Origin of the sequence: Escherichia sp. MOD1-EC6842 (assembly GCF_002965705.1) — a bacterium.
GTDB classification, from domain to species: domain Bacteria; phylum Pseudomonadota; class Gammaproteobacteria; order Enterobacterales; family Enterobacteriaceae; genus Escherichia; species Escherichia ruysiae.
On record NZ_PTRF01000018.1, the window covers coordinates 63,808 to 90,190 of the forward strand.

The 26,383-nt window shown below is 49.9% G+C and carries 20 protein-coding genes; all 20 read left to right on the forward strand.

Annotation, left to right across the window (positions count from 1 at the left end; all coding sequences use genetic code 11):
• Positions 1 to 4 precede the first annotated feature (4 nt).
• Positions 5 to 2,176, forward strand: a complete 2,172-nt coding sequence (glcB, locus tag A7Z29_RS18705; protein ID WP_105290619.1) for a malate synthase G — start codon at positions 5 to 7, stop codon at positions 2,174 to 2,176.
• 355 nt (positions 2,177 to 2,531) lie between these two features.
• Positions 2,532 to 4,214, forward strand: a complete 1,683-nt coding sequence (gene glcA, locus A7Z29_RS18710; RefSeq protein ID WP_000259282.1) for a glycolate permease GlcA — start codon at positions 2,532 to 2,534, stop codon at positions 4,212 to 4,214.
• A 495-nt stretch (positions 4,215 to 4,709) separates the two neighbouring features.
• Positions 4,710 to 9,260, forward strand: a complete 4,551-nt coding sequence (sslE, locus tag A7Z29_RS18720; protein WP_105290620.1) for a lipoprotein metalloprotease SslE — start codon at positions 4,710 to 4,712, stop codon at positions 9,258 to 9,260.
• A gap of 323 nt (positions 9,261 to 9,583) precedes the next feature.
• Complete coding sequence (gene pppA, locus A7Z29_RS18725) at positions 9,584 to 10,393, forward strand: prepilin peptidase PppA (protein ID WP_105290621.1); 810 nt, start codon at positions 9,584 to 9,586, stop codon at positions 10,391 to 10,393.
• A 65-nt stretch (positions 10,394 to 10,458) separates the two neighbouring features.
• Positions 10,459 to 10,869, forward strand: coding sequence for a type II secretion system pilot lipoprotein GspS-beta (gene gspS2 / locus A7Z29_RS18730; RefSeq protein ID WP_065227660.1), 411 nt, complete (start codon positions 10,459 to 10,461; stop codon positions 10,867 to 10,869).
• 15 nt (positions 10,870 to 10,884) lie between these two features.
• Positions 10,885 to 11,844: a type II secretion system protein GspC gene (gene gspC, locus A7Z29_RS18735; protein WP_105290622.1), complete on the forward strand. Its 960-nt coding sequence runs from the start codon at positions 10,885 to 10,887 to the stop codon at positions 11,842 to 11,844.
• A gap of 29 nt (positions 11,845 to 11,873) precedes the next feature.
• Positions 11,874 to 13,934, forward strand: coding sequence for a type II secretion system secretin GspD (gene gspD / locus A7Z29_RS18740; RefSeq protein WP_000498829.1), 2,061 nt, complete (start codon positions 11,874 to 11,876; stop codon positions 13,932 to 13,934).
• Positions 13,934 to 15,427 (forward strand): type II secretion system ATPase GspE, encoded by a 1,494-nt coding sequence (gspE, locus tag A7Z29_RS18745; protein ID WP_105290623.1) that lies wholly within the window; start codon positions 13,934 to 13,936, stop codon positions 15,425 to 15,427. The genes gspD and gspE overlap by 1 nt, the downstream gene beginning before the upstream one ends.
• A complete protein-coding gene (gene gspF / locus A7Z29_RS18750; protein ID WP_085461170.1) occupies positions 15,427 to 16,650 on the forward strand; it encodes a type II secretion system inner membrane protein GspF in 1,224 nt (407 codons plus the stop codon). The genes gspE and gspF overlap by 1 nt, the downstream gene beginning before the upstream one ends.
• 16 nt (positions 16,651 to 16,666) lie before the next feature.
• Positions 16,667 to 17,122 (forward strand): type II secretion system major pseudopilin GspG, encoded by a 456-nt coding sequence (gene gspG / locus A7Z29_RS18755; protein WP_001087292.1) that lies wholly within the window; start codon positions 16,667 to 16,669, stop codon positions 17,120 to 17,122.
• 3 nt (positions 17,123 to 17,125) lie between these two features.
• The gene (gene gspH, locus A7Z29_RS18760; RefSeq protein ID WP_105290624.1) at positions 17,126 to 17,689 is read left to right on the forward strand and encodes a type II secretion system minor pseudopilin GspH; all 564 of its coding nucleotides are present in this window, start codon (positions 17,126 to 17,128) and stop codon (positions 17,687 to 17,689) included.
• The gene (gspI, locus tag A7Z29_RS18765) at positions 17,686 to 18,057 is read left to right on the forward strand and encodes a type II secretion system minor pseudopilin GspI (RefSeq protein ID WP_000820131.1); all 372 of its coding nucleotides are present in this window, start codon (positions 17,686 to 17,688) and stop codon (positions 18,055 to 18,057) included. Before gspH ends, gspI begins: the two co-directional genes overlap by 4 nt.
• Complete coding sequence (gene gspJ, locus A7Z29_RS18770) at positions 18,054 to 18,659, forward strand: type II secretion system minor pseudopilin GspJ (protein WP_105290625.1); 606 nt, start codon at positions 18,054 to 18,056, stop codon at positions 18,657 to 18,659. The genes gspI and gspJ overlap by 4 nt, the downstream gene beginning before the upstream one ends.
• Entirely contained in the window at positions 18,656 to 19,633 is a 978-nt protein-coding gene (gspK, locus tag A7Z29_RS18775) for a type II secretion system minor pseudopilin GspK (protein ID WP_105290626.1), read from the forward strand. Before gspJ ends, gspK begins: the two co-directional genes overlap by 4 nt.
• Complete coding sequence (gspL, locus tag A7Z29_RS18780) at positions 19,630 to 20,808, forward strand: type II secretion system protein GspL (RefSeq protein WP_105290627.1); 1,179 nt, start codon at positions 19,630 to 19,632, stop codon at positions 20,806 to 20,808. The genes gspK and gspL overlap by 4 nt, the downstream gene beginning before the upstream one ends.
• A 1-nt stretch (position 20,809) precedes the next feature.
• Positions 20,810 to 21,346: a GspM family type II secretion system protein YghD gene (gene yghD, locus A7Z29_RS18785; RefSeq protein WP_105282617.1), complete on the forward strand. Its 537-nt coding sequence runs from the start codon at positions 20,810 to 20,812 to the stop codon at positions 21,344 to 21,346.
• A 1,143-nt stretch (positions 21,347 to 22,489) separates the two neighbouring features.
• A complete protein-coding gene (locus A7Z29_RS18790) occupies positions 22,490 to 23,266 on the forward strand; it encodes an ABC transporter permease (RefSeq protein WP_123058420.1) in 777 nt (258 codons plus the stop codon).
• Positions 23,263 to 23,928 carry an ABC transporter ATP-binding protein gene (locus tag A7Z29_RS18795; RefSeq protein ID WP_105290629.1) on the forward strand — a complete coding sequence of 222 codons (666 nt, stop codon included), beginning with the start codon at positions 23,263 to 23,265 and terminating at the stop codon, positions 23,926 to 23,928. The genes A7Z29_RS18790 and A7Z29_RS18795 overlap by 4 nt, the downstream gene beginning before the upstream one ends.
• A 135-nt stretch (positions 23,929 to 24,063) precedes the next feature.
• Positions 24,064 to 25,347 carry a hypothetical protein gene (locus A7Z29_RS18800; RefSeq protein ID WP_105290630.1) on the forward strand — a complete coding sequence of 428 codons (1,284 nt, stop codon included), beginning with the start codon at positions 24,064 to 24,066 and terminating at the stop codon, positions 25,345 to 25,347.
• A gap of 167 nt (positions 25,348 to 25,514) precedes the next feature.
• Positions 25,515 to 26,383 (forward strand): IspD/TarI family cytidylyltransferase (locus A7Z29_RS18805; protein ID WP_123058421.1); only part of this gene is annotated, 869 nt, incomplete at its 3' end.

The window sequence follows — 26,383 nt, forward strand, 5'->3', positions numbered from 1 at the left end:
AATAATGAGTGAAACCATAACCCAGGGCCGTTTACGCATTGACGCCAATTTTAAACGTTTTGTGGATGAAGAAGTTTTGCCGGGCGTGGAACTGGATGCTGCCGCGTTCTGGCGCAATGTTGATGAGATTGTTCACGATCTGGCACCAGAAAATCGTCAGTTGCTGGCAGAGCGCGATCGCATTCAGGCGGCGCTTGATGAGTGGCATCGCAGCAATCCGGGGCCGGTAAAAGATAAAGCGGCCTATAAATCTTTCCTGCGTGAACTGGGCTACCTGGTGCCGCAACCGGAGCACGTGACGGTGGAAACCACGGGCATCGACAGCGAAATCACCAGCCAGGCGGGGCCGCAACTGGTGGTTCCGGCAATGAATGCCCGCTACGCGCTGAACGCGGCGAACGCTCGCTGGGGTTCACTGTACGATGCGTTATACGGCAGCGACATCATCCCGCAGGAAGGGGCGATGGTCAGCGGCTACGATCCGCAGCGCGGTGAGCAGGTTATTGCCTGGGTTCGTCATTTTCTTGACGAATCACTACCGCTGGAAAACGGCAGCTATCAGGATGTGGTGGCGTTTAAGGTGGTCGATAAACAATTACGCATCCAGTTGAAAAATGGTAAAGAAACCACGTTACGTACTCCAGCACAGTTTGTCGGTTACCGTGGCGATGCCGCTGCGCCGACCTGCATTTTGCTGAAAAATAACGGCCTGCATATCGAGCTGCAAATCGATGCCAACGGGCGGATTGGTAAAGACGATCCGGCGCACATCAACGACGTAATCGTCGAAGCTGCCATCAGTACCATTCTCGATTGTGAAGACTCGGTCGCTGCGGTTGACGCCGAGGACAAAATCCTGCTGTACCGCAACCTGCTGGGCCTGATGCAGGGCACTCTGCAAGAGAAAATGGAGAAAAACGGTCGGCAAATCGTGCGTAAACTGAATGACGATCGTCAGTACACCGCCGCCGATGGCTCTGAAATTTCTCTGCACGGACGCTCGTTGCTGTTTATCCGCAACGTGGGTCATTTGATGACCATTCCTGTGATTTGGGACAGTGAAGGCAATGAAATCCCGGAAGGCATTCTTGATGGCGTCATGACTGGCGCGATTGCCCTCTATGATTTAAAAGTGCAGAAAAACTCGCGCACTGGCAGTGTCTATATTGTGAAACCGAAAATGCACGGTCCGCAGGAAGTGGCGTTCGCCAACAAACTGTTTACCCGCATTGAGACAATGCTCGGTATGGCACCGAATACCCTGAAAATGGGCATTATGGATGAAGAACGCCGAACCTCGCTGAACTTGCGTAGCTGTATCGCTCAGGCACGCAACCGCGTGGCGTTCATCAACACCGGCTTCCTCGACCGTACCGGTGATGAGATGCATTCGGTGATGGAAGCTGGCCCGATGTTGCGTAAAAACCAGATGAAATCGACGCCGTGGATCAAAGCCTACGAACGTAATAACGTGCTGTCTGGTCTGTTCTGTGGGCTGCGCGGTAAAGCGCAAATCGGTAAGGGCATGTGGGCAATGCCGGACCTGATGGCAAACATGTACAGCCAGAAGGGCGACCAGCTGTGTGCCGGGGCAAACACGGCCTGGGTTCCGTCGCCAACTGCCGCTACGCTCCATGCGCTGCACTACCACCAAACCAACGTACAGAGCGTGCAAGCCAACATTGCTCAGACCGAGTTCAATGCTGAATTTGAACCTCTGCTGGACGATCTGCTGACTATTCCGGTCGCTGAAAACGCGAACTGGTCGGCGCAAGAGATCCAACAAGAGCTGGATAACAACGTGCAGGGGATTCTGGGGTACGTGGTGCGTTGGGTAGAGCAGGGGATTGGTTGCTCAAAAGTGCCGGATATTCACAACGTGGCGCTGATGGAAGACCGCGCAACGCTGCGCATCTCCAGCCAGCATATCGCCAACTGGTTACGTCACGGTATTCTGACCAAAGAACAGGTGCAGGCGTCGCTGGAGAACATGGCGAAAGTGGTGGATCAGCAAAACGCTGGCGATCCGGCGTATCGTCCGATGGTGGGGAATTTCGCTAACTCGTGTGCATTTAAAGCCGCCAGCGATTTAATCTTCCTCGGTGTGAAACAGCCAAACGGTTATACCGAACCGTTATTACATGCCTGGCGTTTACGCGAAAAAGAAAGTCATTAATAGCAATAGCAAAAGCCCCGGCAAGTTTTATTGTCGGGGCTATTATAGTTACTGCGGTAGTACATTTACCCCGGAAATAACCGGAGCGATTATCAGGGTTTAACAATATTAAATACCCGTAGCGCATCACTAGCGGGATTAAAACAACAATATGGACATCTTAACGATACTCTGCGCCTGCGTGCGCGGAACAGAAACCCTTACCCGATATACTTGTTATGCCAGAGGTAGCAATTGCGTTAGCAGCGTGCTGTTGCTGTAAAGTATAACCCCTATATTTTACAGTTCGGTCCTCTTTTGCTTATTACAACCTTAAGTATATCAAGCATATAAAGATAATAAGAGACTGAACAATATGGTTACCTGGACCCAAATGTATATGCCGATGGGAGGACTGGGGCTATCCGCTCTGGTCGCCTTGATCCCGATAATATTCTTCTTCGTTGCACTCGCGGTATTACGTCTGAAAGGACATGTCGCCGGAGCAATAACCCTTATATTATCTATCCTGATTGCGATATTCGCCTTTAAAATGCCGATCGATATGGCATTTGCTGCTGCGGGATATGGCTTTATTTATGGCTTATGGCCGATTGCGTGGATTATTGTCGCAGCGGTATTCCTCTATAAATTAACCGTTGCCAGCGGGCAGTTTGATATTATCCGCAGTTCGGTTATCTCTATCACCGACGATCAGCGTTTGCAGGTGTTACTGATTGGTTTCTCCTTTGGCGCACTGCTGGAAGGGGCGGCTGGCTTTGGCGCACCGGTGGCGATTACCGGTGCGTTGCTGGTGGGGCTGGGTTTCAAACCGTTATACGCGGCGGGGCTGTGCCTGATTGCCAACACTGCGCCGGTGGCGTTTGGTGCGTTGGGTGTGCCAATTCTGGTCGCCGGTCAGGTAACGGGAATCGATCCGTTTGATATTGGTGCAATGGCGGGACGTCAGTTGCCGTTCCTGTCAGTTCTTGTGCCGTTCTGGCTGGTGGCGATGATGGACGGCTGGAAAGGGGTGAAAGAGACGTGGCCAGCGGCGCTGGTTGCGGGTGGTAGCTTTGCGGTTACTCAGTTCTTTACTTCTAACTATATTGGCCCGGAACTGCCGGATATTACTTCGGCGCTGGTGAGTATCGTCTCACTCTCTTTATTCCTTAAAGTATGGCGGCCGAAAAATACCGAAACGGCAATCAGCATGGGGCAATCCGCAGGTGCGATGGTGGTGAATAAACCGTCTTCTGGCGGTCCCGTGCCTTCAGAATATAGTCTGGGGCAAATCATTCGTGCGTGGTCACCGTTTTTAATCTTAACGGTGCTGGTCACCATCTGGACGATGAAGCCATTTAAAGCGTTATTTGCTCCGGGCGGCGCGTTTTATTCGCTGGTGATTAATTTCCAGATCCCTCATTTGCATCAGCAGGTACTGAAAGCGGCGCCCATTGTCGCCCAGCCGACACCGATGGATGCGGTTTTTAAATTCGACCCGCTCTCTGCTGGCGGCACCGCTATTTTTATTGCGGCGATTATCTCTATCTTCATCCTCGGCGTGGGGATCAAGAAAGGCATTGGCGTCTTTGCCGAAACGCTAATTAGCCTGAAGTGGCCGATATTGTCGATTGGCATGGTGCTGGCATTTGCCTTCGTGACCAACTATTCCGGTATGTCCACCACGCTGGCGCTGGTACTGGCGGGCACTGGCGTAATGTTCCCGTTCTTCTCACCGTTCCTTGGCTGGCTGGGGGTATTCCTTACCGGCTCGGACACATCCTCGAACGCCCTGTTTGGTTCACTGCAATCGACCACGGCGCAGCAAATCAACGTCTCTGACACTCTGCTGGTGGCAGCAAACACCAGCGGCGGCGTAACTGGCAAGATGATCTCCCCGCAATCTATCGCCGTGGCCTGCGCCGCGACAGGTATGGTGGGCAGAGAATCTGAACTGTTCCGCTACACTGTGAAACACAGTCTGATCTTTGCCAGCGTTATTGGCATTATCACGCTGTTGCAGGCGTATGTGTTTACCGGAATGTTAGTCTCGTAAGTCAACAAAGCCGGATGATCGTCAATATCATCCGGCTTCATTCTTTGCTGGTTACATTATTCTGTCTTATTAATTAAAAAATCATTTCCCGATTTATTATCTATGCAGCAATAATGTTTTGCGTTCAGATAATCCGCTAAATAATTAAGTGCGTGAGAATATCTATTTTTTTGTCCCGCAAAACAAGTCTGTATTAATTATGTTCGCTTGATGAGTAAACACCGTGCTATCTGTTGCTTTTGCAATCGCAATCGTTAAAACTATCAACAGCTTGAGATAGTCACATTGTGAATAATTGTTACTTTTTTGTTTGTTAAATCTTTTGATAAATACCCCGACTGGCATCGTATAGGGGATATTCTTATAAATTTCACCTGTTTTGTTATCAATAATGCAGTTTTCTTAAGAATGGAGGAAATTATTAGAGAAGATAAAGCATAAAACTATTTCCCCAGTTACGAATCTTTTAACTTTGTTTTGTCACTTGCGTTATTAATGAATAAGAAATTTAAATATAAGAAATCGCTTTTAGCGGCTATTTTGAGCGCAACCCTGTTAGCCGGTTGTGATGGCGGTGGTTCAGGATCGTCCTCCGATACTCCGCCTGTAGATTCTGGAACAGGGTCTTTGCCGGAAGTGAAACCTGATCCAACACCAAACCCGGAGCCGACGCCGGAGCCTGAACCTACTCCGGACCCGACACCTGATCCAGAGCCAATGCCAGAACCGGAGCCAGAACCTGTTCCGACGAAAACGGGTTATCTGACCCTGGGCGGAAGCCAGCGGGTAATCGGTGCTAAATGTAATGGTGAATCCAGCGACGGCTTTACTTTTACACCTGGCGAGGACGTTACTTGCGTGGCGGGTAACACGACAATTGCCACCTTCAACACTCAGTCAGAAGCTGCGCGTAGCCTGCGTGCGGTTGAAAAAGTGTCGTTTAGCCTTGAGGACTCGCAAGAACTGGCGGAGTCCGACGATAAGAAAAGCAATGCGCTCTCGCTGGTAACCTCCATGAACAGTTGTCCGGCGGATACAGAACAGGTTTGCCTGACCTTCTCCTCGGTGATGGAGAGTAAACGCTTCGACTCGCTGTATAAGCAAATCGATCTGGCACCAGAAGAGTTCAAAAAGCTGGTCAATGAAGAGGTGGAAAACAATGCCGCGACCGATAAGGCGCCATCCACTCATACTTCACCGGTAGTGCCCGTCACGACGCCGGGAACAAAACCGGATCTGAACGCTTCCTTCGTGTCGGCTAACGCGGAACAGTTTTATCAGTATCAACCTACGGAAATCATTCTTTCTGAAGGTCGCCTGGTCGACAGCATGGGCAATGGTGTGGTTGGCGTAAATTACTACACCAGCTCAGGCCGTGGCGTAACTGGCGAAAACGGCAAATTCAACTTCAGCTGGGGTGAAACCATCTCCTTTGGCATCGACACCTTTGAACTGGGCTCAGTACGCGGCAATAAGTCGACTATTGCACTGACGGAACTGGGCGATGAAGTTCGCGGGGCAAATATCGATCAACTTATTCATCGTTACTCCCAGGCCGGAAAAAATGATGAGCGTGAAGTGCCGGATGTAGTGCGCCAGGTCTTTGCCGAGTATCCCAACGTGATCAACGAGATTATCAATCTCTCGTTATCCAATGGCGAGACGTTGAGCGAAGGCGATCAAACCTTTGAGCGGAAGAACGAATTTCTTGAGCAACTTAAATCCGGGCAGGCTAAAGAGATTGATACGGCGATTTGTGACTCCCTTGGGGGCTGCAACTCTCAACGTTGGTTCTCGTTGACTGCTCGCAATGTTAACGAAGGTCAGATTCAGGGCGTTATCAACAAGCTGTGGGGTGTGGATAAAGATTACAAATCAGTGACGAAATTCCATGTTTTCCATGACTCCACCAACTTCTATGGTAGCACCGGTAATGCGCGTGGTCAGGCGGTGGTGAATATCTCCAACGCGGCATTCCCGATTCTGATGGCGCGTAATGATAAAAACTACTGGCTGGCGTTTGGCGAAAAACGCGCCTGGGATAAAAACGAGCTGGCGTACATTACGGAAGCGCCTTCCATTGTGCGACCGGAGAACGTGACACGCGAAACTGCCACCTTCAACCTGCCGTTTATCTCGCTGGGGCAAGTTGGTGAGGGCAAACTGATGGTTATCGGTAACCCGCACTACAACAGCATCCTGCGTTGCCCGAACGGTTACAGCTGGAACGGGGGGGTTAATAGCGACGGACAGTGTACGCTCGACAGCGATCCGGACGACATGAAGAACTTCATGGAGAACGTGTTGCGCTATCTGTCAAATGAACGCTGGCTGCCGGACGCGAAAACCAGCATGACCGTGGGCACTAACCTGGATACGGTTTATTTCAAAAAAGCGGGTCAGGTATTAGGAAATAGTGCACCGTTTGCTTTCCATAAGGATTTCGCAGGTATCACGGTTAAACCGTTGACCAGTTATGGCAATCTGAATCCAGATGAAGTTCCTTTGCTGATCCTCAACGGCTTTGAGTATGTGACTCAGTGGTCTGGCGATCCCTATGCAATCCCGCTGCGTGCAGATACCAGCAAACCGAAGCTGACTCAGCAGGATGTGACGGATCTGATCGCCTATCTGAACAAAGGCGGATCGGTGCTGATCATGGAAAACGTGATGAGCAATCTTAAGGAAGAAAGTGCGTCCGGCTTTGTGCGTCTGCTTGATGCCGCAGGCCTGTCAATGGCACTCAACAAGTCGGTGGTGAATAACGATCCTCAGGGGTATCCGGATCGCGTTCGTCAGCAGCGCGAAAAAGGTATCTGGGTATATGAACGTTATCCGTTTGTCGACGGTAAACCGCCGTATACCATTGATGAAACAACGAAAGAAGTTATCTGGAAATACCAGCAAGAAAACAAGCCTGATGACAAGCCGAAACTGGAAGTGGCCAGCTGGCTGGAAGATGTTGATGGCAAACAGGTCAAGCGCTATGCCTTTATTGATGAGGCGGAGCATGAAACAAACGAGTCCCTGGAGGCGGCAAAGGCAAAAATCCTTAAGGCATTTCCTGGATTAGAGGTGTGTAAGGATCCTGACTACCACTACGAGGTCAACTGCCTGGAACATCGTCCTGGCACGAACGTTCCGGTAACCGGGGGCATGTATGTTCCGCGCTATACGCAACTGAATCTCAGCGCCGACACCGCGAAAGCGATGGTGCAGGCGGCGGATTTAGGCACCAACATTCAGCGCCTGTATCAGCACGAGCTTTATTTCCGTACCAATGGTCGCAAAGGTGAGCGTCTGAGCAGCGTCGATCTGGAACGTCTGTACCAGAACATGTCGGTCTGGCTGTGGAATGAAATTGAATACAGCTATGACAGCAGCAAGGATGACGAGCTGGGCTTTAAAACGTTCACCGAGTTCCTGAACTGCTACGCCAACAATGCTTACACCAAAGGCACGCAGTGCTCCGCAGAGCTGAAACAATCGCTTGTCGATAACAAGATGATCTACGGAGATAATACTGCCAAAGCGGGCATGATGAACCCGAGCTATCCGCTCAACTATATGGAAAAACCGCTGACTCGCCTGATGCTGGGGCGTTCCTGGTGGGATCTGAACATCAAAGTTGATGTCGAGAAGTATCCGGGAGCAGTATCGGCTGAAGGTGAGAATGTTACTGAAACCATCAGCCTGTACTCGAATCCGACCAAATGGTTTGCGGGTAACATGCAGTCTACTGGTCTGTGGGCTCCGGCTCAGAAAGAGGTCACCATTAAGTCCAATGCGAACGTTCCTGTGACTGTCACCGTGGCGCTGGCCGACGACCTGACCGGGCGTGAGAAGCATGAGGTCGCGCTGAACCGTCCGCCGAGAGTGACTAAAACGTATACACTGGAGGCTAATGGCACGGTGAAGTTTACGGTTCCTTACGGTGGTCTGATTTATATCAAGGGCGACAGCAAGGAGAATAATAAATCTGCCAGCTTCACCTTTACCGGTGTGGTAAAAGCGCCGTTCTATAAAGACGGTAAATGGAAAAACGATCTGAAATCCCCTGCGCCGTTGGGCGAGCTGGAGTCAGACGCTTTCGTTTATACCACGCCGAAGAAGAACCTTGAGGCCAGCAATTTCACTGGTGGTGTAGCAGAATTCGCTAAAGATCTGGATACCTTTGCCAGCTCGATGAATGACTTCTACGGTCGTGATGAAACGAGCGGTAAGCACCGGATGTTTACCTATAAAGCATTGACGGGGCATAAACATCGTTTCGCCAACGATGTGCAGATCTCCATCGGTGATGCGCACTCTGGTTATCCGGTGATGAACAGCAGCTTCTCGACGAACAGCACCACGCTGCCGACGACGCCGCTGAACGACTGGTTGATCTGGCATGAAGTGGGGCACAACGCTGCAGAAACGCCGCTGACTGTACCGGGCGCAACTGAAGTAGCGAACAACGTGCTGGCGCTGTACATGCAGGATCGCTATCTGGGCAAGATGAACCGTGTCGCTGACGATATTACCGTCGCGCCGGAATATCTGAACGAGAGCAACGGTCAGGCATGGGCACGCGGCGGTGCGGGTGACCGTCTGCTGATGTACGCACAGTTGAAGGAGTGGGCAGAGAAAAACTTTGATATCACGAAGTGGTATCCGCAGGGCAACCTGCCAGCGTTCTACAGCGATCGTGAAGGGATGAAAGGCTGGAACCTGTTCCAGTTGATGCACCGTAAAGCACGCGGCGATGATGTTGGCGACAACACCTTCGGCGGCAAGAATTATTGTGCTGAATCCAACGGTAACGCTGCCGACACGCTGATGCTGTGCGCCTCCTGGGTAGCCCAGACGGATCTTTCGGAGTTCTTTAAGAAATGGAATCCGGGCGCGAATGCTTACCAGTTGCCGGGGGTGAGCGAGATGAACTTCGAGGGCGGTGTGAGCCAGTCGGCTTACAAGACGCTCGCGGCGCTTGGTCTGCCGAAACCGGAAAAAGGGCCGGAAACCATTAATACGGTTACCGAGCATAAGATGTCTGCCGAGTAAGCCTGTATGCCGGATAAGGCGTTTTACGCCGCATCCGGCATGAAATAAGGCGCACCGGGTTAACACATTTGCCCGATGCGCCAGCTTATCGGGTCTACAGGGAAAGCCGCAATTACTTGCGTTGGCAGACTCCTGTATGCCGGATAAGGCGTTCACGCCGCATCCGGCATGAAATAAGGCGCATCGGGTTAACACATATGCCCGATGTGCCAACTTATCGGAGCTACAGGAAAAGCCGCGATTACTTGCGTTGGCAGACTCCTGTAAGCCGGATAAGGCGTTTTACGCCGCATCCGGCAAATTACAACAAACAACCTTTAACCATGCATTTTGATGTTTTTCAGCAATATCCAGCGGTGATGCCCATCCTGGCAACCGTTGGAGGATTAATCATCGGCAGTTTTTTGAATGTGGTGATTTGGCGTTACCCCATCATGCTGCGCCAACAAATGGCGGAGTTTCAGGGGGAAACTCCGAGTGCGCAGTCAAAAATAAGCTTGGCGCTGCCACGTTCGCACTGTCCGCATTGCCAGCAGACCATCCGCGTTCGTGACAATATTCCGCTGTTCTCCTGGCTGATGCTCAAAGGGCGCTGCCGCGACTGTCAGACGAAAATCAGCAAGCGTTATCCGCTGGTGGAGTTATTGACGGCACTCGCTTTTTTGCTGGCGAGTCTGGTCTGGCCGGAAAGTGGATGGGGGCTGGCGGTGATGATATTATCCGCCTGGCTGATTGCCGCGAGTGTCATCGACCTCGATCACCAATGGCTGCCCGATGTTTTTACTCAGGGCGTATTGTGGACAGGACTTATTGCGGCATGGGCGCAGCAGAGTCCGCTCACGCTACAAGACGCAGTTACTGGCGTACTGGTGGGGTTTATCTCTTTTTACTCGCTGCGCTGGATAGCCGGAATAGTTCTGCGTAAAGAAGCATTAGGCATGGGCGATGTATTACTCTTCGCCGCTTTAGGTGGCTGGGTGGGGGCGTTGTCGCTGCCCAATGTTGCTTTAATCGCCTCATGCTGCGGCCTGATATATGCCGTTATTACAAAGAAAGGATCAACCACACTGCCTTTTGGACCATGTTTAAGTCTGGGCGGTATAGCAACACTTTATCTACAGGCATTGCTTTAATGATAACAACGTCATTATCGAAGTGACATTTTTACTCTTATTAATAACCTTAGAGATTATTAACCATGTCGATAAAACAAATGCCAGGGAGGGTATTAATATCGCTATTGTTGAGCGTTACAGGATTATTAAGTGGCTGCGCCAGCCATAATGAAAATGCCAGTTTACTGGCGAAAAAACAGGCGCAAAATATCAGCCAAAACCTGCCGATTAAATCTGCGGGATATACCTTAGTGCTGGCGCAAAGTAGCGGTGCGACGGTAAAAATGACCATTATCAGCGAAGCGGGTACACAAACCACGCAGACGCCTGACGCCTTTTTAACCAGCTATCAACGACAAATGTGCGCTGACCCGACGGTGAAATTAATGATCACTGAGGGAATTAATTACAGCATAACGATTAATGATACACGTACAGGTAACCAGTATCAGCGGAAACTGGATCGTACCACCTGTGGAATAGTCAAAGCATAACGTCGGGTATATAAATTGGCGCGGGTTGTTTTTCGTGACGCACGAATTTATCTCATTCAGTGGCTGACTAAAATTCGTCACACTCTTAGCCAGAGACAATCTCTTAATACAGACAAAGAGCATCTGCGAAAAATTGTACGCGCGATGTTCTGGCTGATGCTGCTTATTATTTCTGCAAAAATGGCATATTCACTCTGGCGCTATATCTCCTTTTCTGCGGAATATACGGCGGTTTCCCCATCGGTGAATAAACCGGCACGTGCGGATGCAAAAACGTTTGAGCAAAAAGACGTGCAATTAATCAGCCAGCAAAACTGGTTTGGCAAATATCAGCCCGTCGCCGCGCCGGTAAAACAACCCGAACCTGCGCCTGTGGCAGAAACGCGTCTTAACGTGGTGCTGCGCGGGATCGCCTTTGGTGCCAGACCCGGCGCGGTTATTGAAGAAGGCGGCAAACAGCAGGTCTATTTACAGGGGGAACGGCTTGGCTCTCACAACGCGGTGATTGAGGAAATCAATCGCGACCATGTGATGCTGCGCTATCAGGGAAAAATGGAGCGCCTGAGTCTGGCAGAAGAGGAGCGTTCCACCGTAGCCGTGACCAACAAAAAAGCCGTTAGTGACGAAGCAAAGCAAGCTGTTGCTGAGCCTGCTGCCAGTGCGCCAGTTGAGATCCCGGTTGCCGTGCGTCAGGCGCTGGCGAAAGATCCGCAGAAAATTTTTAACTATATCCAGCTTACGCCCGTGCGTAAGGAGGGGATTGTCGGTTATGCAGTGAAACCGGGGGCAGATCGTTCTCTGTTCGATGCCAGCGGTTTCAAGGACGGCGATATCGCCATTGCGCTAAATCAGCAGGATTTTACTGATCCGCGAGCAATGATTGCTCTGATGCGGCAGTTACCTTCAATGGATTCCATTCAACTTACGGTTTTACGCAAGGGTGCGCGCTACGACATTTCCATCGCGCTGCGCTAACCGCATTTAATCCAGGAGAATCATTCATCGTGTTTTGGCGTGATATTACGTTGTCGGTCTGGCGTAAGAAGACAACTGGCCTCAAAACAAAAAAGCGTTTACTGCCGCTGGTGCTGGCAGCGGCATTATGCAGTTCACCGGTCTGGGCGGAAGAAGCCACTTTCACCGCCAATTTTAAAGATACCGACCTGAAATCGTTCATCGAAACCGTCGGCGCTAACCTTAATAAAACCATCATTATGGGGCCGGGCGTGCAGGGGAAAGTGAGTATTCGTACCATGACCCCGCTCAATGAACGCCAGTATTACCAGCTATTCCTTAACCTGCTGGAAGCACAGGGGTATGCCGTCGTACCGATGGAAAACGACGTGCTGAAGGTGGTGAAATCCAGCGCCGCGAAAGTCGAGCCGCTGCCGCTGGTCGGTGAAGGTAGCGACAACTACGCGGGTGATGAAATGGTCACTAAAGTGGTGCCGGTACGCAATGTGTCGGTACGCGAGCTGGCACCGATTCTGCGCCAGATGATCGACAGCGCAGGTTCTGGCAACGTCGTTAATTACGATCCCTCCAACGTGATTATGCTCACCGGACGCGCCTCCGTTGTGGAGCGCCTGACGGAAGTGATCCAGCGCGTGGATCACGCGGGTAATCGCACCGAAGAGGTGATCCCGCTGGATAACGCCTCGGCTTCGGAAATTGCTCGCGTGCTGGAAAGCCTGACTAAAAACAGCGGCGAGAACCAGCCAGCGACGCTGAAATCACAGATTGTCGCCGATGAACGCACCAACAGCGTGATTGTCAGTGGTGACCCTGCCACGCGGGACAAAATGCGCCGCCTGATCCGTCGTCTGGACTCAGAAATGGAGCGCAGCGGCAACAGCCAGGTGTTCTATCTCAAATACAGCAAAGCCGAAGATCTGGTCGATGTTCTGAAACAGGTCAGCGGCACACTCACCGCCGCCAAAGAAGAGGCGGAAGGCACGGTTGGTAGCGGGCGTGAGGTTGTCTCCATCGCCGCCAGCAAACACAGTAATGCCCTGATTGTTACCGCGCCGCAGGACATCATGCAGTCGCTGCAAAGCGTGATTGAACAACTGGATATCCGTCGTGCTCAGGTGCATGTCGAGGCGTTGATCGTGGAAGTTGCCGAAGGCAGCAATATCAACTTCGGCGTGCAGTGGGCGTCGAAAGATGCCGGATTAATGCAGTTTGCTAATGGTACGCAGATCCCTATCGGTACGCTGGGCGCAGCCATTTCTCAGGCGAAACCGCAGAAAGGCTCGACGGTGATCAGTGAAAACGGCGCAACCACCATTAATCCGGATACCAACGGCGATCTCTCCACGCTCGCCCAGCTTCTTTCCGGCTTTAGCGGTACGGCGGTTGGCGTGGTGAAAGGCGACTGGATGGCGCTGGTACAGGCGGTTAAAAATGATTCCAGCTCGAACGTCCTCTCCACGCCGAGCATCACCACGCTGGACAACCAGGAAGCCTTCTTCATGGTGGGGCAGGATGTTCCGGTATTAACCGGATCTACCGTTGGCTCCAATAACAGCAATCCTTTCAACACCGTAGAGAGGAAAAAAGTCGGCATCATGCTGAAAGTCACACCGCAGATTAACGAAGGTAACGCGGTACAGATGGTGATTGAGCAGGAAGTCTCGAAGGTGGAAGGACAGACCAGCCTCGACGTGGTGTTTGGCGAGCGCAAACTGAAAACCACCGTGCTGGCTAACGATGGTGAGCTGATTGTGCTTGGCGGTCTGATGGACGACCAGGCGGGAGAAAGTGTGGCGAAAGTGCCGTTGCTGGGCGATATCCCGTTGATTGGTAACCTGTTTAAATCGACGGCAGATAAAAAAGAAAAACGTAACCTGATGGTGTTTATCCGCCCGACGATTCTGCGTGACGGTATGGCGGCAGACGGCGTGTCGCAGCGCAAATATAACTATATGCGTGCCGAGCAGATCTATCGCGATGAGCAAGGCTTAAGCCTGATGCCGCACACCGCGCAGCCGGTACTGCCAGCGCAAAACCAGGCCTTACCGCCGGAAGTACGCGCATTCCTTAATGCCGGGAGAACGCGTTAATGGTGCCTGTAGCACAGGAAAACACCGCTAACACCGTGCGTCTGCCCTACAGTTTCAGCCGTCGGTTTAGCCTGGTGGCATGGTGCGAATCGTCGCTGGAGATCCTCCATGTCCACCCGTTGTCGCTCTCTGTTTTGCAGGAGCTGCAACGGGGGCTGAACGCGCCCTTTACGCTGCGGCAAATCGATGAGGCCGAGTTTGAACAGCGGCTGAATGCGGTCTGGCAGCGGGACTCTTCCGAGGCTCGCCAGCTGATGGAAGATCTCGGTTCTGCCGAGGACTTTTTTACCCTCGCAGAAGAACTGCCGGAAACGGAAGATCTGCTGGAAAGTGACGACGATGCGCCGATCATCAAACTGATCAACGCCATGCTGGCAGAGGCGATTAAAGAAGGCGCTTCGGATATCCACATCGAGACGTTTGAAAAGAGTCTGGTGATCCGTTTTCGTGTTGACGGCACATTACATGAAATGCTGCGTCCGGGGCGCAAACTGGCCTCGCTGCTGGTATCGCGTATCAAGGTGATGGCGCGGCTGGATATTGCCGAAAAGCGCGTACCGCAGGATGGACGCATTGCGCTGCTGCTGGGCGGTCGGGCGATTGACGTGCGTGTCTCCACCATGCCTTCCGCCTGGGGCGAGCGCGTGGTACTGCGATTGCTGGACAAAAACCAGGCCCGCCTGACGCTGGAGCGTCTGGGGCTGAGTCATGAACTGACCGCGCATTTGCGCCAGCTGTTACACAAACCGCACGGTATCTTTCTGGTGACGGGGCCGACAGGTTCCGGCAAAAGCACCACGCTGTACGCCGGATTGCAGGAGCTGAACAACCACTCGCGCAACATTCTCACGGTTGAAGACCCCATCGAATACATGATTGAAGGGATCGGTCAGACGCAGGTCAACACCCGCGTCGGCATGACCTTCGCCCGTGGCCTGCGCGCGATTTTGCGTCAGGACCCGGATGTGGTGATGGTCGGTGAAATCCGCGATACCGAAACCGCAGAAATCGCCGTCCAGGCGTCATTGACCGGACACCTGGTACTTTCCACGCTGCATACCAACACGGCGGTGGGGGCGATTACGCGTTTGCAGGATATGGGCGTGGAGCCTTTCCTGCTCTCTTCCAGTCTGACGGGCGTGATGGCGCAGCGACTGGTTCGCACGCTGTGCCCCGACTGCCGCCAGCCCGCGCCTGCCACTGACGAAGAAAAACGCCTGCTGGGGATTACCGACGCGCGTACTGTCACGCTGTACCATCCGCAGGGCTGCCCCGCCTGTAATCACAAAGGTTTTCGCGGGCGTACTGCCATCCATGAGTTGATCGTGGTGGACGCCACATTGCGTGATTTGATCCACCGTCAGGCCGGGGAACTGGAGCTGGAACGTTATGTCCGGCAACACTCTGCGGGCATCCGCAGCAATGGCATTGAGAAAGTGCTCGCCGGAGAAACCTCTCTCGATGAAGTTCTGCGGGTAACCATGGAGGCGTAATGGCACTGTTTTACTATCAGGCGCTGGAGCGTAATGGTCGCAAAACCAAAGGCATGATTGAGGCGGATTCAGCACGTCATGCCCGTCAATTGTTACGCGGTAAAGAGCTTATCCCCGTGCACATTGAAGCCCGGCTGAATGCTTCGTCAGGGGGAATGTTGCAGCGTCGGCGACACGCACATCGTCGCGTGGCGGCGGCAGATCTGGCGCTGTTCACTCGTCAACTGGCAACGCTGGTGCAGGCAGCAATGCCGCTGGAAACCTGCTTACAGGCGGTCAGTGAGCAAAGTGAAAAACTGCATGTAAAAAGCCTCGGTATGGCGCTACGCAGCCGGATTCAGGAAGGTTATACCCTGTCGGACAGCCTGCGCGAACATCCCCGCGTCTTTGATTCTCTGTTTTGTTCGATGGTGGCTGCCGGAGAAAAATCCGGGCATCTCGATGTGGTGCTCAATCGCCTGGCGGATTACACCGAACAGCGGCAGCGCCTGAAATCACGCCTGCTGCAGGCCATGCTCTATCCGCTGGTATTGCTGGTGGTGGCAACGGGCGTGGTCACTATTTTGCTGACGGCAGTGGTGCCGAAAATCATCGAACAGTTTGATCATCTCGGACACGCGCTGCCTGCCTCCACCCGAATGCTCATCGCCATGAGCGACACGTTACAGACCAGCGGCGTTTACTGGCTGGTAGGTTTGCTGGGGCTTCTGGTGCTGGGGCAACGGTTACTCAAAAATCCTGCTATGCGGCTGCGCTGGGATAAAACTTTGCTGCGCCTGCCTGTGACGGGGCGTGTTGCGCGCGGACTGAATACGGCGCGTTTTTCCCGCACGTTAAGCATCCTCACCGCCAGCAGTGTTCCGCTGCTGGAAGGCATTCAGACCGCTGCCGCCGTGTCGGCAAATCGCTATGTCGAGCAACAACTGCTGCTGGCGGCAGATCGCGTTCGCGAAGGAAGCAGTCTGCGCGCCGCGCTGGCGGAGCTTCGCCTGTTCCCGCCGATGATGTTGTACATGATCGCCTCCGGTGAACAGAGCGGCGAGCTGGAAACCATGCTTGAACAGGCCGCAGTCAACCAGGAGCGGGAGTTTGATACCCAGGTGGGGCTGGCGTTGGGGCTGTTTGAGCCTGCTCTGGTGGTGATGATGGCGGGCGTGGTGCTGTTTATCGTCATCGCCATCCTCGAGCCGATGCTGCAACTGAACAATATGGTTGGAATGTAATTTACGGAGTTATCACATGAATTCGTTATCCCGCACACAAAAACCACGGGCAGGTTTTACCCTGCTGGAAGTGATGGTGGTGATTGTTATTCTTGGCGTTCTGGCAAGCCTGGTGGTGCCTAACCTGCTGGGCAACAAAGAAAAAGCGGACAGGCAAAAAGCCATCAGCGATATCGTGGCGCTGGAAAACGCGCTGGATATGTACCGACTGGATAACGGGCGTTATCCGACCACCGAGCAGGGGCTTGAGGCGCTGATCCAGCAACCGGCCAATATGGCGGATTCCCGCAACTACCGTCCAGGTGGATACATTAAACGACTGCCAAAAGATCCGTGGGGCAATGATTATCAGTATCTCAGCCCCGGTGAAAAAGGGATGTTTGATGTTTACACCTTAGGGGCGGATGGTCAGGAAAACGGGGAAGGCGCTGGCGCAGATATCGGTAACTGGAATTTGCAGGAGTTTCAGTAATCAGTGCCTGAACGCGGATTCACTCTTCTGGAAATCATGCTGGTGATTTTCCTTATCGGCCTTGCCAGTGTGGGCGTGGTACAGACGTTTGCGACCGATTCTGAATCGCCTGCGAAAAAAGCGGCGCAGGATTTTCTGACTCGCTTTGCGCAGTTTAAGGACAGGGCAGTGATCGAAGGGAAAACACTCGGTGTGTTAATCGACCCGCCAGGCTATCAGTTTATGCAGCGTCGTCAGGGGCAGTGGTTGCCCGTTTCTGCGACCCGGTTATCGGCACAGGTTACGGTGCCGAAACAGGTGCAGATGCTGTTACAACCCGGAAGTGATATCTGGCAGAAAGAGTATGCGCTGGAGCTGCAACGTCGTCGCCTGACGCTGCATGATATTGAACTGGAACTGCAAAAAGAGGCGAAAAAGAAGACGCCGCAGATCCGCTTCTCGCCTTTTGAACCCGCCACGCCGTTTACGCTGCGCTTCTACTCGGCGGCGCAAAACGCATGTTGGGCGGTAAAGCTGGCGCACGATGGCGCGTTATCCCTCAATCAATGTGATGAGAGGATGCCATGAAGCGCGGATTTACGTTGCTGGAAGTGATGCTCGCGCTGGCGATTTTTGCGCTGGCTGCCACGGCGGTACTACAGATTGCCAGCGGTGCGCTGAGTAATCAGCAGGTTCTTGAGGAGAAAACGGTAGCGGGCTGGGTAGCTGAAAACCAGACCGCACTGCTCTACCTGATGACCCGCGAACAACGGGCGGTCAGGCATCAGGGCGAGAGCGATATGGCAGGAAGCCGCTGGTACTGGCGAACTACACCGCTGAATACCGGTAACGCGCTGCTCCAGGCGGTGGATATTGAAGTCAGCCGTCATGAAGACTTTTCGTCGGTGATCCAGTCACGACGCGCCTGGTTTAGCGCCGTGGGAGGCCAACAGTGAGAAGGACTCGCGCTGGTTTCACGTTACTGGAAATGCTGGTGGCGATAGCCATTTTTGCTTCGCTGGCACTGATGGCGCAGCAGGTGACAAACGGCGTTACGCGCGTGAATAGCGCCGTCGCCGAACACGATCAAAAACTAAACCTCATGCAGCAAACGATGAGTTTTCTGACCCACGATCTGACACAAATGATGCCGCGCCCGGTAAGAGGCGAGCAGGGGCAGCGTGAACCAGCGTTACTGGCGGGCGCTGGCGTGCTGGCGTCTGAGAGTGAAGGGATGCGCTTTGTGCGTGGCGGTGTGGTTAATCCGTTGATGCGCCTGCCGCGCAGTAATCTGCTCACCGTCGGTTACCGCATTCATGACGGTTATCTCGAACGGTTAGCCTGGCCGCTGACCGATGCAGCAGGCAGTGTGAAGCCAACAACGCAAAAATTAATCCCGGCGGATTCGCTCCGTTTGCAGTTCTACGACGGCACGCGCTGGCAGGAGAGCTGGTCGTCAGGGCAGGCGATCCCTGTGGCGGTGCGCATGACCCTGCATTCGCCACAATGGGGCGAGATTGAACGCATCTGGTTGTTACGCGGGCCGCAATTATCATGATCACCTCACCACCAAAACGCGGAATGGCACTGGTCGTGGTGCTGATATTGCTGGCGGTCATAATGCTGGTAACCATCACGCTTTCCGGGCGGATGCAACAACAACTTGGGCGAACGCGCAGCCAGCAGGAGTACCAGCAGGCGCTGTGGTACAGCGCCAGTGCTGAAAGCCTTGCGCTGAGCGCGCTCAGTCTGAGCCTGAAAAATGAACAACGCGTGCATCTGGCACAGCCGTGGGCATCCGGCCCTCGTTTCTTCCCTCTGCCGCAGGGGCAAATTGCCGTCACCCTGCGCGACGCACAGGCCTGCTTTAACCTGAATGCCCTCGCTCAGCCGACGACGGCATCGCGTCCGCTCGCGGTACAACAGTTGATTGCCCTGATCTCGCGCCTTGATGTGCCTGCTTATCGAGCTGAACTGATAGCCGAAAGCCTGTGGGAGTTTATTGACGAGGATCGCAGCGTGCAGACGCGTCTGGGGCGTGAAGACAGCGAGTATCTCGCCCGTTCGGTGCCGTTCTATGCCGCGAATCAACCGCTGGCTGATATCAGCGAAATGCGCGTGGTGCAGGGAATGGACGCCGGACTCTATCAAAAACTGAAACCGCTGGTTTGTGCGCTGCCGATGACCCGCCAGCAAATCAACATCAACACATTAGCCGTCACGCAAAGCGTGATTCTTGAGGCGCTGTTTGACCCATGGTTAAGCCCTGTTCAGGCGCGGGCATTATTACAACAACGTCCGGCGAAGGGCTGGGAAGATGTCGATCAGTTTCTTGCGCAGCCGCTACTTGCTGACGTCGATGAGCGTACTAAAAAACAGCTAAAAACCGTCCTGAGCGTGGACAGCAATTACTTCTGGCTGCGTTCGGATATCACCGTGAATGAGATTGAACTGACGATGAACTCGTTAATTGTCCGCATGGGGCCACAACACTTTTCGGTTCTCTGGCATCAGACAGGAGAAAGTGAGTGAGTTCCATCCTTGAGATTTTTTTCCCGCTTTGCGCCACCGACCCCATCCGTTGGCAGCGCCGTACCGCCGACGTGGAGTGCGGTATCTGGCCTGACGTCGACAACGAACAGCTTCAGCAATGGCTGCAAACTGATGAGATTCGGCTCTACATTCCCGGCGAATGGATCAGCGTCTGGCAGGTTGAACTGCCTGATGTCGCCCGTAAGCAGATACCGACTATTCTGCCCGCCTTACTGGAAGAAGAGCTGAACCAGGATATCGATGAACTGCATTTCGCCCCGTTGAAAATCGACCAGCAACTGGCAACCGTGGCAGTGATTCACCAACAGCATATGCGCAACATTGCGCAGTGGTTGCAGGAAAACGGCATCACCCGCGCTACCGTCGCGCCGGACTGGATGTCCATTCCTTGTGGCTATATGGCTGGCGATGCGCAACGGGTTATCTGCCGCATCAATGAGTGCCGGGGATGGAGCGCCGGGCGGGCGCTGGCTCCGGTCATGTTACGCGCACAGCTCAATGAGCAGGATTTACCGCTTTCGTTGACCGTGGTCGGTATTGCGCCGGAAGTGCTATCTACATGGGCTGATGCGGACGCAGAACGCCTGACAATCACGGCACTGCCAGCCATTACCACATTCGGAGAACCAGAAGGGAACTTGCTAAGCGGCCAGTGGCAGCCTCGCGTCAGCTACCGAAAACAGTGGGCGCGCTGGCGGGTGATGATTCTGCCGATATTGCTGATTCTGGTTGCGCTGGTAGTGGAACGGGGCGTGACATTATGGAGCGTCAGCGAACAGGTGGCGCAAAGCCGCACCCAGGCGGAGAAACAGTTCTTAACGCTATTCCCGGAGCAGAAGCGGATTGTGAATTTACGCTCTCAGGTGACGATGGCGCTGAAAAAATATCGCCCACAGGCCGACGATACCCGGCTGCTCGCAGAATTGTCAGCGATCGCCAGTACCCTGAAATCAGCGTCACTTTCCGACATCGAGATGCGTGGTTTCACCTTTGATCAAAAACGCCAGACGCTTCACCTCCAGCTACGGGCTGCGAACTTTGCCAGTTTCGACAAACTGCGTAGCGCACTGGCGGCAGATTATGTTGTGCAACAGGACGCGTTACAGAAAGAGGGTGATGCGGTTTCCGGCGGCGTAACGTTGCGGAGGAAATAACATGTTACGCGATAAATTTATTCACTATTTTCAGCAATGGCGTGAGCGCCAGTTAAGCCGTGGTGAACACTGGCTGGCTCAACATCTCGCGGGGCGTTCGCCGCGCGAAAAGGGCATGTTACTGGCTGCGGCGGTGTTTCTGTTTAGCGCCGGATATTACGTCCTCATCTGGCAACCTTTGAGCGAACGGATTGAGCAACAGGAGACGATGCTGCAGCAACTGGTGGCGATGAACGCGCGACTGAAGAGCGCCGCGCCGGATATTATCGCAGCGCGAAAATCCGCCACAACAACGCCTGCGCAGGTATCGCGGGTCATTAGTGACAGTGCTTCGGCGCATTCAGTGGTCATTAAGCGGATAGCTGAGCGCGGGGAGAATATTCAGGTCTGGATAGATCCTGTGGTGTTTAATGACCTGCTGAACTGGTTAAACGCGCTGGATGAAAAGTATGCGCTGCGGGTGACACAAATTGATGTCAGCGCAGGTGAGAAGCCAGGGATGGTGAATGTGCAGCGACTGGAGTTGATAAGAGGATAAGTGTTCCAGTAAATTCCCTGTGAAATTCAGCCCGAAAGGTGAGTGTATAATCTTCTTATCCACTCACCGAATTGAATATTTTTGCAATAAGAAATATCCCATTCCTCTCATCACTGAATGTTCTGCAAAACAACAGATACGAGTTCTCTCCTGAAGCAGCCCAGCGTCCTATAAATATGCTTAAGTGTGGCAATACATCATGACCATTAATAGATGTAATGAATCATTGGGTGGCAATTGATAGGTCAAAACATATAGGATAATTCTTGTGTGATCTGTATTTTGTGTAGCCTGGAAATTACTAAAATTCCTGGAGACAATCAGAAAGGAAATTTTAAGTAAGTAAAATAATTTCCACAGAAACTATCCGTCGATTTGAAACAATGTCTGCTCAGGTATATCTACTGAGGGATAGTGCTGGCTGTAACACTGGTTAAAATAAACGCGCTAAATAATCAAGACATATATTTTAATCGACAACAATAATTGCTGCCGGAATTATTCCTGCGACTTAAATAACATTGTTTAAATGTGATGAATATCACAAATATGACCGCAAAGAGGGGGCTGAAGATATAAATAAGAAGTACACGAGTGAATTTTAAATAGGGAAATAGTTTCTCAGTAAACAATTAATTGGTAATAAATTCGTGCGTTCTGGTGTGAAACAGATTGCAGGTGTTGCTACGCATAAAATTTATATGTGGTGTTATAATCCAGTAGTTAACAGTAAAAGCAAAAATAATTTCTTGTGAAATTAACAACTCATTTTAAATAAGTGTGTTCCGGAGTAATCCAGAATGCATGGTGCTTTACGTCTTTTTTACCCATACAGGCTAAGCAAAAAGAGTTGCGCATAATTTCCTGAGAAATTAACTCTACATTCTAAAACGGCAAGTTTTCTGAAATGACCAGAAGACCGAATACATTCATGCCTGAAGAATGGATTAGAAGAAATAAGACGGAAATAGAACAATTTATCCCTGCGGAAATAATTTCTGCTGAAATTGTTTGCAGTTATTAAAAAGTCAAACCGTCTGAACGTATTTTATCCAATTACAAACAAGTATTACCTCCAGTGTATTGGTAGCTGTTAAGCCAAGGGCGGTAGCGTACCTGAAGAGATTAGGAGCACATCATCAAATGGCAAGAAGTGGATTTGAAGTCCAGAAAGTCACCGTAGAGGCATTATTTCTACGAGAAATACGAACACGTTTTGGTAAGTTTCGTCTGGGGTATTTGTGGGCGATTCTCGAACCCTCTGCGCATTTGCTGATACTGTTGGGCATTTTTGGTTACATTATGCACCGCACGATGCCAGACATCTCGTTCCCGGTGTTCTTACTTAATGGCCTGATTCCCTTTTTTATCTTTAGCAGTATCAGCAAACGTTCTGTCGGCGCTATTGAAGCGAACCAGGGGCTGTTTAATTATCGTCCAGTAAAACCCATCGATACGATCATTGCACGTGCACTGCTTGAGACACTGATTTACGTTGCTGTTTATATTCTGCTTATGCTCATTGTCAGGATGGCAGGCGAATATTTCGAGATAACAAATTTTTTACAACTTGTGGCTACCTGGAGTCTGCTGATCATACTTTCATGCAGCATTGGCTTAATATTCATGGTCGTTGGTAAAACCTTCCCCGAAATGCAAAAGGTTCTACCGATACTTCTTAAGCCCCTTTATTTCATCTCCTGCATCATGTTCCCTCTGCACTCAATTCCTAAGCAATATTGGTCTTATCTTCTCTGGAACCCATTAGTACATGTGGTGGAGTTAAGTCGCGAGGCCGTCATGCCTGGCTATATAAGCGAAGGTGTGAGTCTGAACTACCTGGCAATGTTTACATTGATAACCCTGTTCATTGGTCTGGCGTTATACCGAACTCGTGAGGAGGATATGCTGACATCATGATTAAGATTGAGAATTTGACGAAGTCATATCGCACGCCAACGGGGCGACACTATGTGTTTAAGGATTTAAACATCGAAATCCCTTCAGGAAAAAGCGTTGCCTTTATTGGTCGTAATGGTGCAGGTAAATCAACGTTACTGAGAATGATTGGTGGCATTGACCGCCCCGATAGCGGAAAGATCATCACCAATAAAACGATATCATGGCCAGTCGGCCTCGCTGGTGGATTTCAGGGAAGTTTAACCGGACGCGAAAACGTAAAATTTGTTGCGCGGTTATACGCGAAGCAAGAAGAACTGAAAGAGAAAATAGAGTTTGTTGAAGAATTTGCCGAACTCGGTAAGTACTTTGATATGCCGATCAAAACTTACTCATCTGGTATGCGATCGCGTTTAGGCTTTGGTTTAAGCATGGCCTTTAAGTTTGATTATTATATCGTCGATGAAGTAACCGCAGTCGGTGATGCCAGGTTTAAAGAGAAGTGCGCCCACTTATTTAAAGAAAGGCATAAAGAGTCTAGCTTTTTAATGGTTTCACATAGTTTGAATTCATTGAAAGAGTTTTGTGATGTGGCGATTGTGTTTAAAGACGATAATGCGGTTGGGTTTTTTGAGGATGTTCAGGAAGGGATAGAGGAGTATGTTGTAGAACAAAAAATATAATCATTAAGTATATTTATCATAAATCTGTATGTTTAAGAAAGAATGCTATTGCCTTTCTAATAAATTGCCTTTCGCGCCATGAATTATATGAATGTGTATATGAAATTATACATATCTAAAAAATGAGGAGATAAAATGAGTAAGCTAACTAAATTAATCACGAAACCGAGACTTTTTTTTAGAGATGCAAAAATAAATCGAAGTAATGCAGAGCCGTCTAAACAAGTTGCGAAAAAAAACATACCGACACAAAAAAAAGTGGAAAGTAAAAAAGAAAAAGTCGTAACCAAGCCCAAAATAAATAGTCTTGATCATTTTAATATATTAGATGACATCAGGGTCATTTTACATTCAGGAGAAAATTTTGATGCAGGGGTGGCACATTTAAAACCTTGGATTGCAGTATTGATGCGCACTAATGTTAAATTTCTAATATTAGTGCGTAATTTGAATTTATTTGAGTGGGTAAAGATGAACTTTCCGTGGACATATATATCCTATGCGAAAGGAGCTCAGGACATTGAAAATCTTTTAAATAAAATGCCGTATGCTAATACTGTTTTATATCCTTCAAGCACAGGAAATAATATACATCTTGTGCGGTTTAGTTATTTAAATCATATTTTTATTGGACATGGGGATAGCGATAAGGCCTCTAGTGCGCATAAGGGATTAAGGTTATATGATGAGATATGGACGGCAGGAGAAGCACATATTGATAGATTCCGCAACAGTGATTTTAATACCCAGCATATGATATTCAATAAAGTTGGTAGGCCAAACAGTAAAAAAATTATAGAAGCATGCCAATCAAATTGGAAAAAAAGAAACTATCGCGTACTTTATTTGCCCACATGGGAAGGTCATTTTGAAGAAAGCAACTATTCTTCTGCGTTGATTTCTGGAGGTATCATACAAACTGTTGCAAATAATCTCAAACTACATATCGATGCCAAATTTCACCATATAACGGGGTCACGAATTAGCGAGTTAAAGAACCTTGATGCTAATTTAGCACAATATAATTCTGATGAGGAAAACAGAGTTACTGTTATTCCACGAACTATTCCTGTTGATACAATTTTAGCTACTTATAACATATTCATTTGCGATATTTCTGCTGTCATCAGTGAATGTCTCGCTGGAAACGGACCAATATTTGTATATATTCCTCAAGATAGAGAGATTAATATCTCAAGTTCTAATATGGCTTATGGGGATTATTGTTATACTTTTTCTACACTTAATGAATTGGAAGAGAAACTAAGCTCTGTATTAGATGGGAATGACTATCTTGAGGATAAAAGAAAATTTGCTATGAATTACATTTTAGGTTATGAAGAAACTCTTAATGATAAGTTTGTTAAAGAAATAAAAAGAATTTATGAACAACCTCAAAAAATAACGCAACTTAAATGAAAGTGGGCATATTGATTAGTGAGCGCGGATAATTGCACTCACTAATACTGCTAAAAGCGTTAAAATTCTACACCATTTATGAATTCAAAAATTTTATCAAGCCAATATCTGTAATTTATTGTCTTTTTACTTATTATAGTTTTTAATTATAAGCTTAGGGTTGAAACATGAAGAATATCGCTGTGATTTTATCTGGAGGGACAGGTTCTCGTTTCGGAGGCACCCTACCAAAACAATTTACAAAACTAGCTGGTAAAGCTGTTATAGAGTATACTATAGATGCTTTTGAAAAATCTAATAATATTGATGAAATAATTATTGTATCTCAATCGGAGCATATGCATTTAACATGGGATATAATCAAAAAAAATAAATGGAAGAAAGTTGTTAAAGTCTTTGTTGGAGGTAAAGAGCGGTTTGATTCAACTTATTCAGCTCTTGTTGGATTAGAGGGGTATAGTCATGAATGTAATATTCTTATTCATGATGCAGTTCGACCATTGATAAATGAACACATCATAAATGACTGTATTTATGCTCTCAAAGAATTTGATGCTGTCGATGTTGTAATCCCTTCATCAGATACTTTAGTCGAAGTCTTTGATGATGAATGTATTTCCAATATACCCAATAGAGCTTTCATGCGTAGAGGGCAAACACCACAAGCTTTTAAACTTGGCACAATAAAAAAAGCTTACCAAAAAGCAATAAAAGAACAGAGATTCTCATTTACTTGTGACTGTGGTGTTGTTAGATCAATGATACCGGGGATTAGAGTTGCTACAGTTAAAGGAAATGAAGCTAATATAAAAATTACTCATCCTATAGATCTCTTTATTGCTGAAAAATTATTGCAAGAAGCAAATAAAATATCTTATAACCCTGAAGATGATTTGTCATTTTTAAAAAATAAGAATTTAGTGGTTTTTGGAGGGACAAGTGGTATTGGTTTAGAAATAAAAAATTCAGCAATTTTGCTGGGCGCAAATGTGGATGTTGCAAGTCGCTCTTATAATAATGTAGATATAACTGACAT

Coding starts and splice junctions, on each gene's coding strand:
- sslE (WP_105290620.1), top strand. CDS start 4,710: ATGAATAAGAAATTTAAATATAAGAAATCGCTTTTAGCGGCTATTTTG.
- A7Z29_RS18800 (WP_105290630.1), top strand. CDS start 24,064: ATGAGTAAGCTAACTAAATTAATCACGAAACCGAGACTTTTTTTTAGA.
- glcB (WP_105290619.1), top strand. CDS start 5: ATGAGTGAAACCATAACCCAGGGCCGTTTACGCATTGACGCCAATTTT.
- gspK (WP_105290626.1), top strand. CDS start 18,656: ATGATCACCTCACCACCAAAACGCGGAATGGCACTGGTCGTGGTGCTG.
- glcA (WP_000259282.1), top strand. CDS start 2,532: ATGGTTACCTGGACCCAAATGTATATGCCGATGGGAGGACTGGGGCTA.
- pppA (WP_105290621.1), top strand. CDS start 9,584: ATGCATTTTGATGTTTTTCAGCAATATCCAGCGGTGATGCCCATCCTG.
- gspG (WP_001087292.1), top strand. CDS start 16,667: ATGAATTCGTTATCCCGCACACAAAAACCACGGGCAGGTTTTACCCTG.
- gspS2 (WP_065227660.1), top strand. CDS start 10,459: ATGTCGATAAAACAAATGCCAGGGAGGGTATTAATATCGCTATTGTTG.
- A7Z29_RS18790 (WP_123058420.1), top strand. CDS start 22,490: ATGGCAAGAAGTGGATTTGAAGTCCAGAAAGTCACCGTAGAGGCATTA.
- gspF (WP_085461170.1), top strand. CDS start 15,427: ATGGCACTGTTTTACTATCAGGCGCTGGAGCGTAATGGTCGCAAAACC.
- gspI (WP_000820131.1), top strand. CDS start 17,686: ATGAAGCGCGGATTTACGTTGCTGGAAGTGATGCTCGCGCTGGCGATT.
- A7Z29_RS18795 (WP_105290629.1), top strand. CDS start 23,263: ATGATTAAGATTGAGAATTTGACGAAGTCATATCGCACGCCAACGGGG.
- yghD (WP_105282617.1), top strand. CDS start 20,810: ATGTTACGCGATAAATTTATTCACTATTTTCAGCAATGGCGTGAGCGC.
- gspE (WP_105290623.1), top strand. CDS start 13,934: ATGGTGCCTGTAGCACAGGAAAACACCGCTAACACCGTGCGTCTGCCC.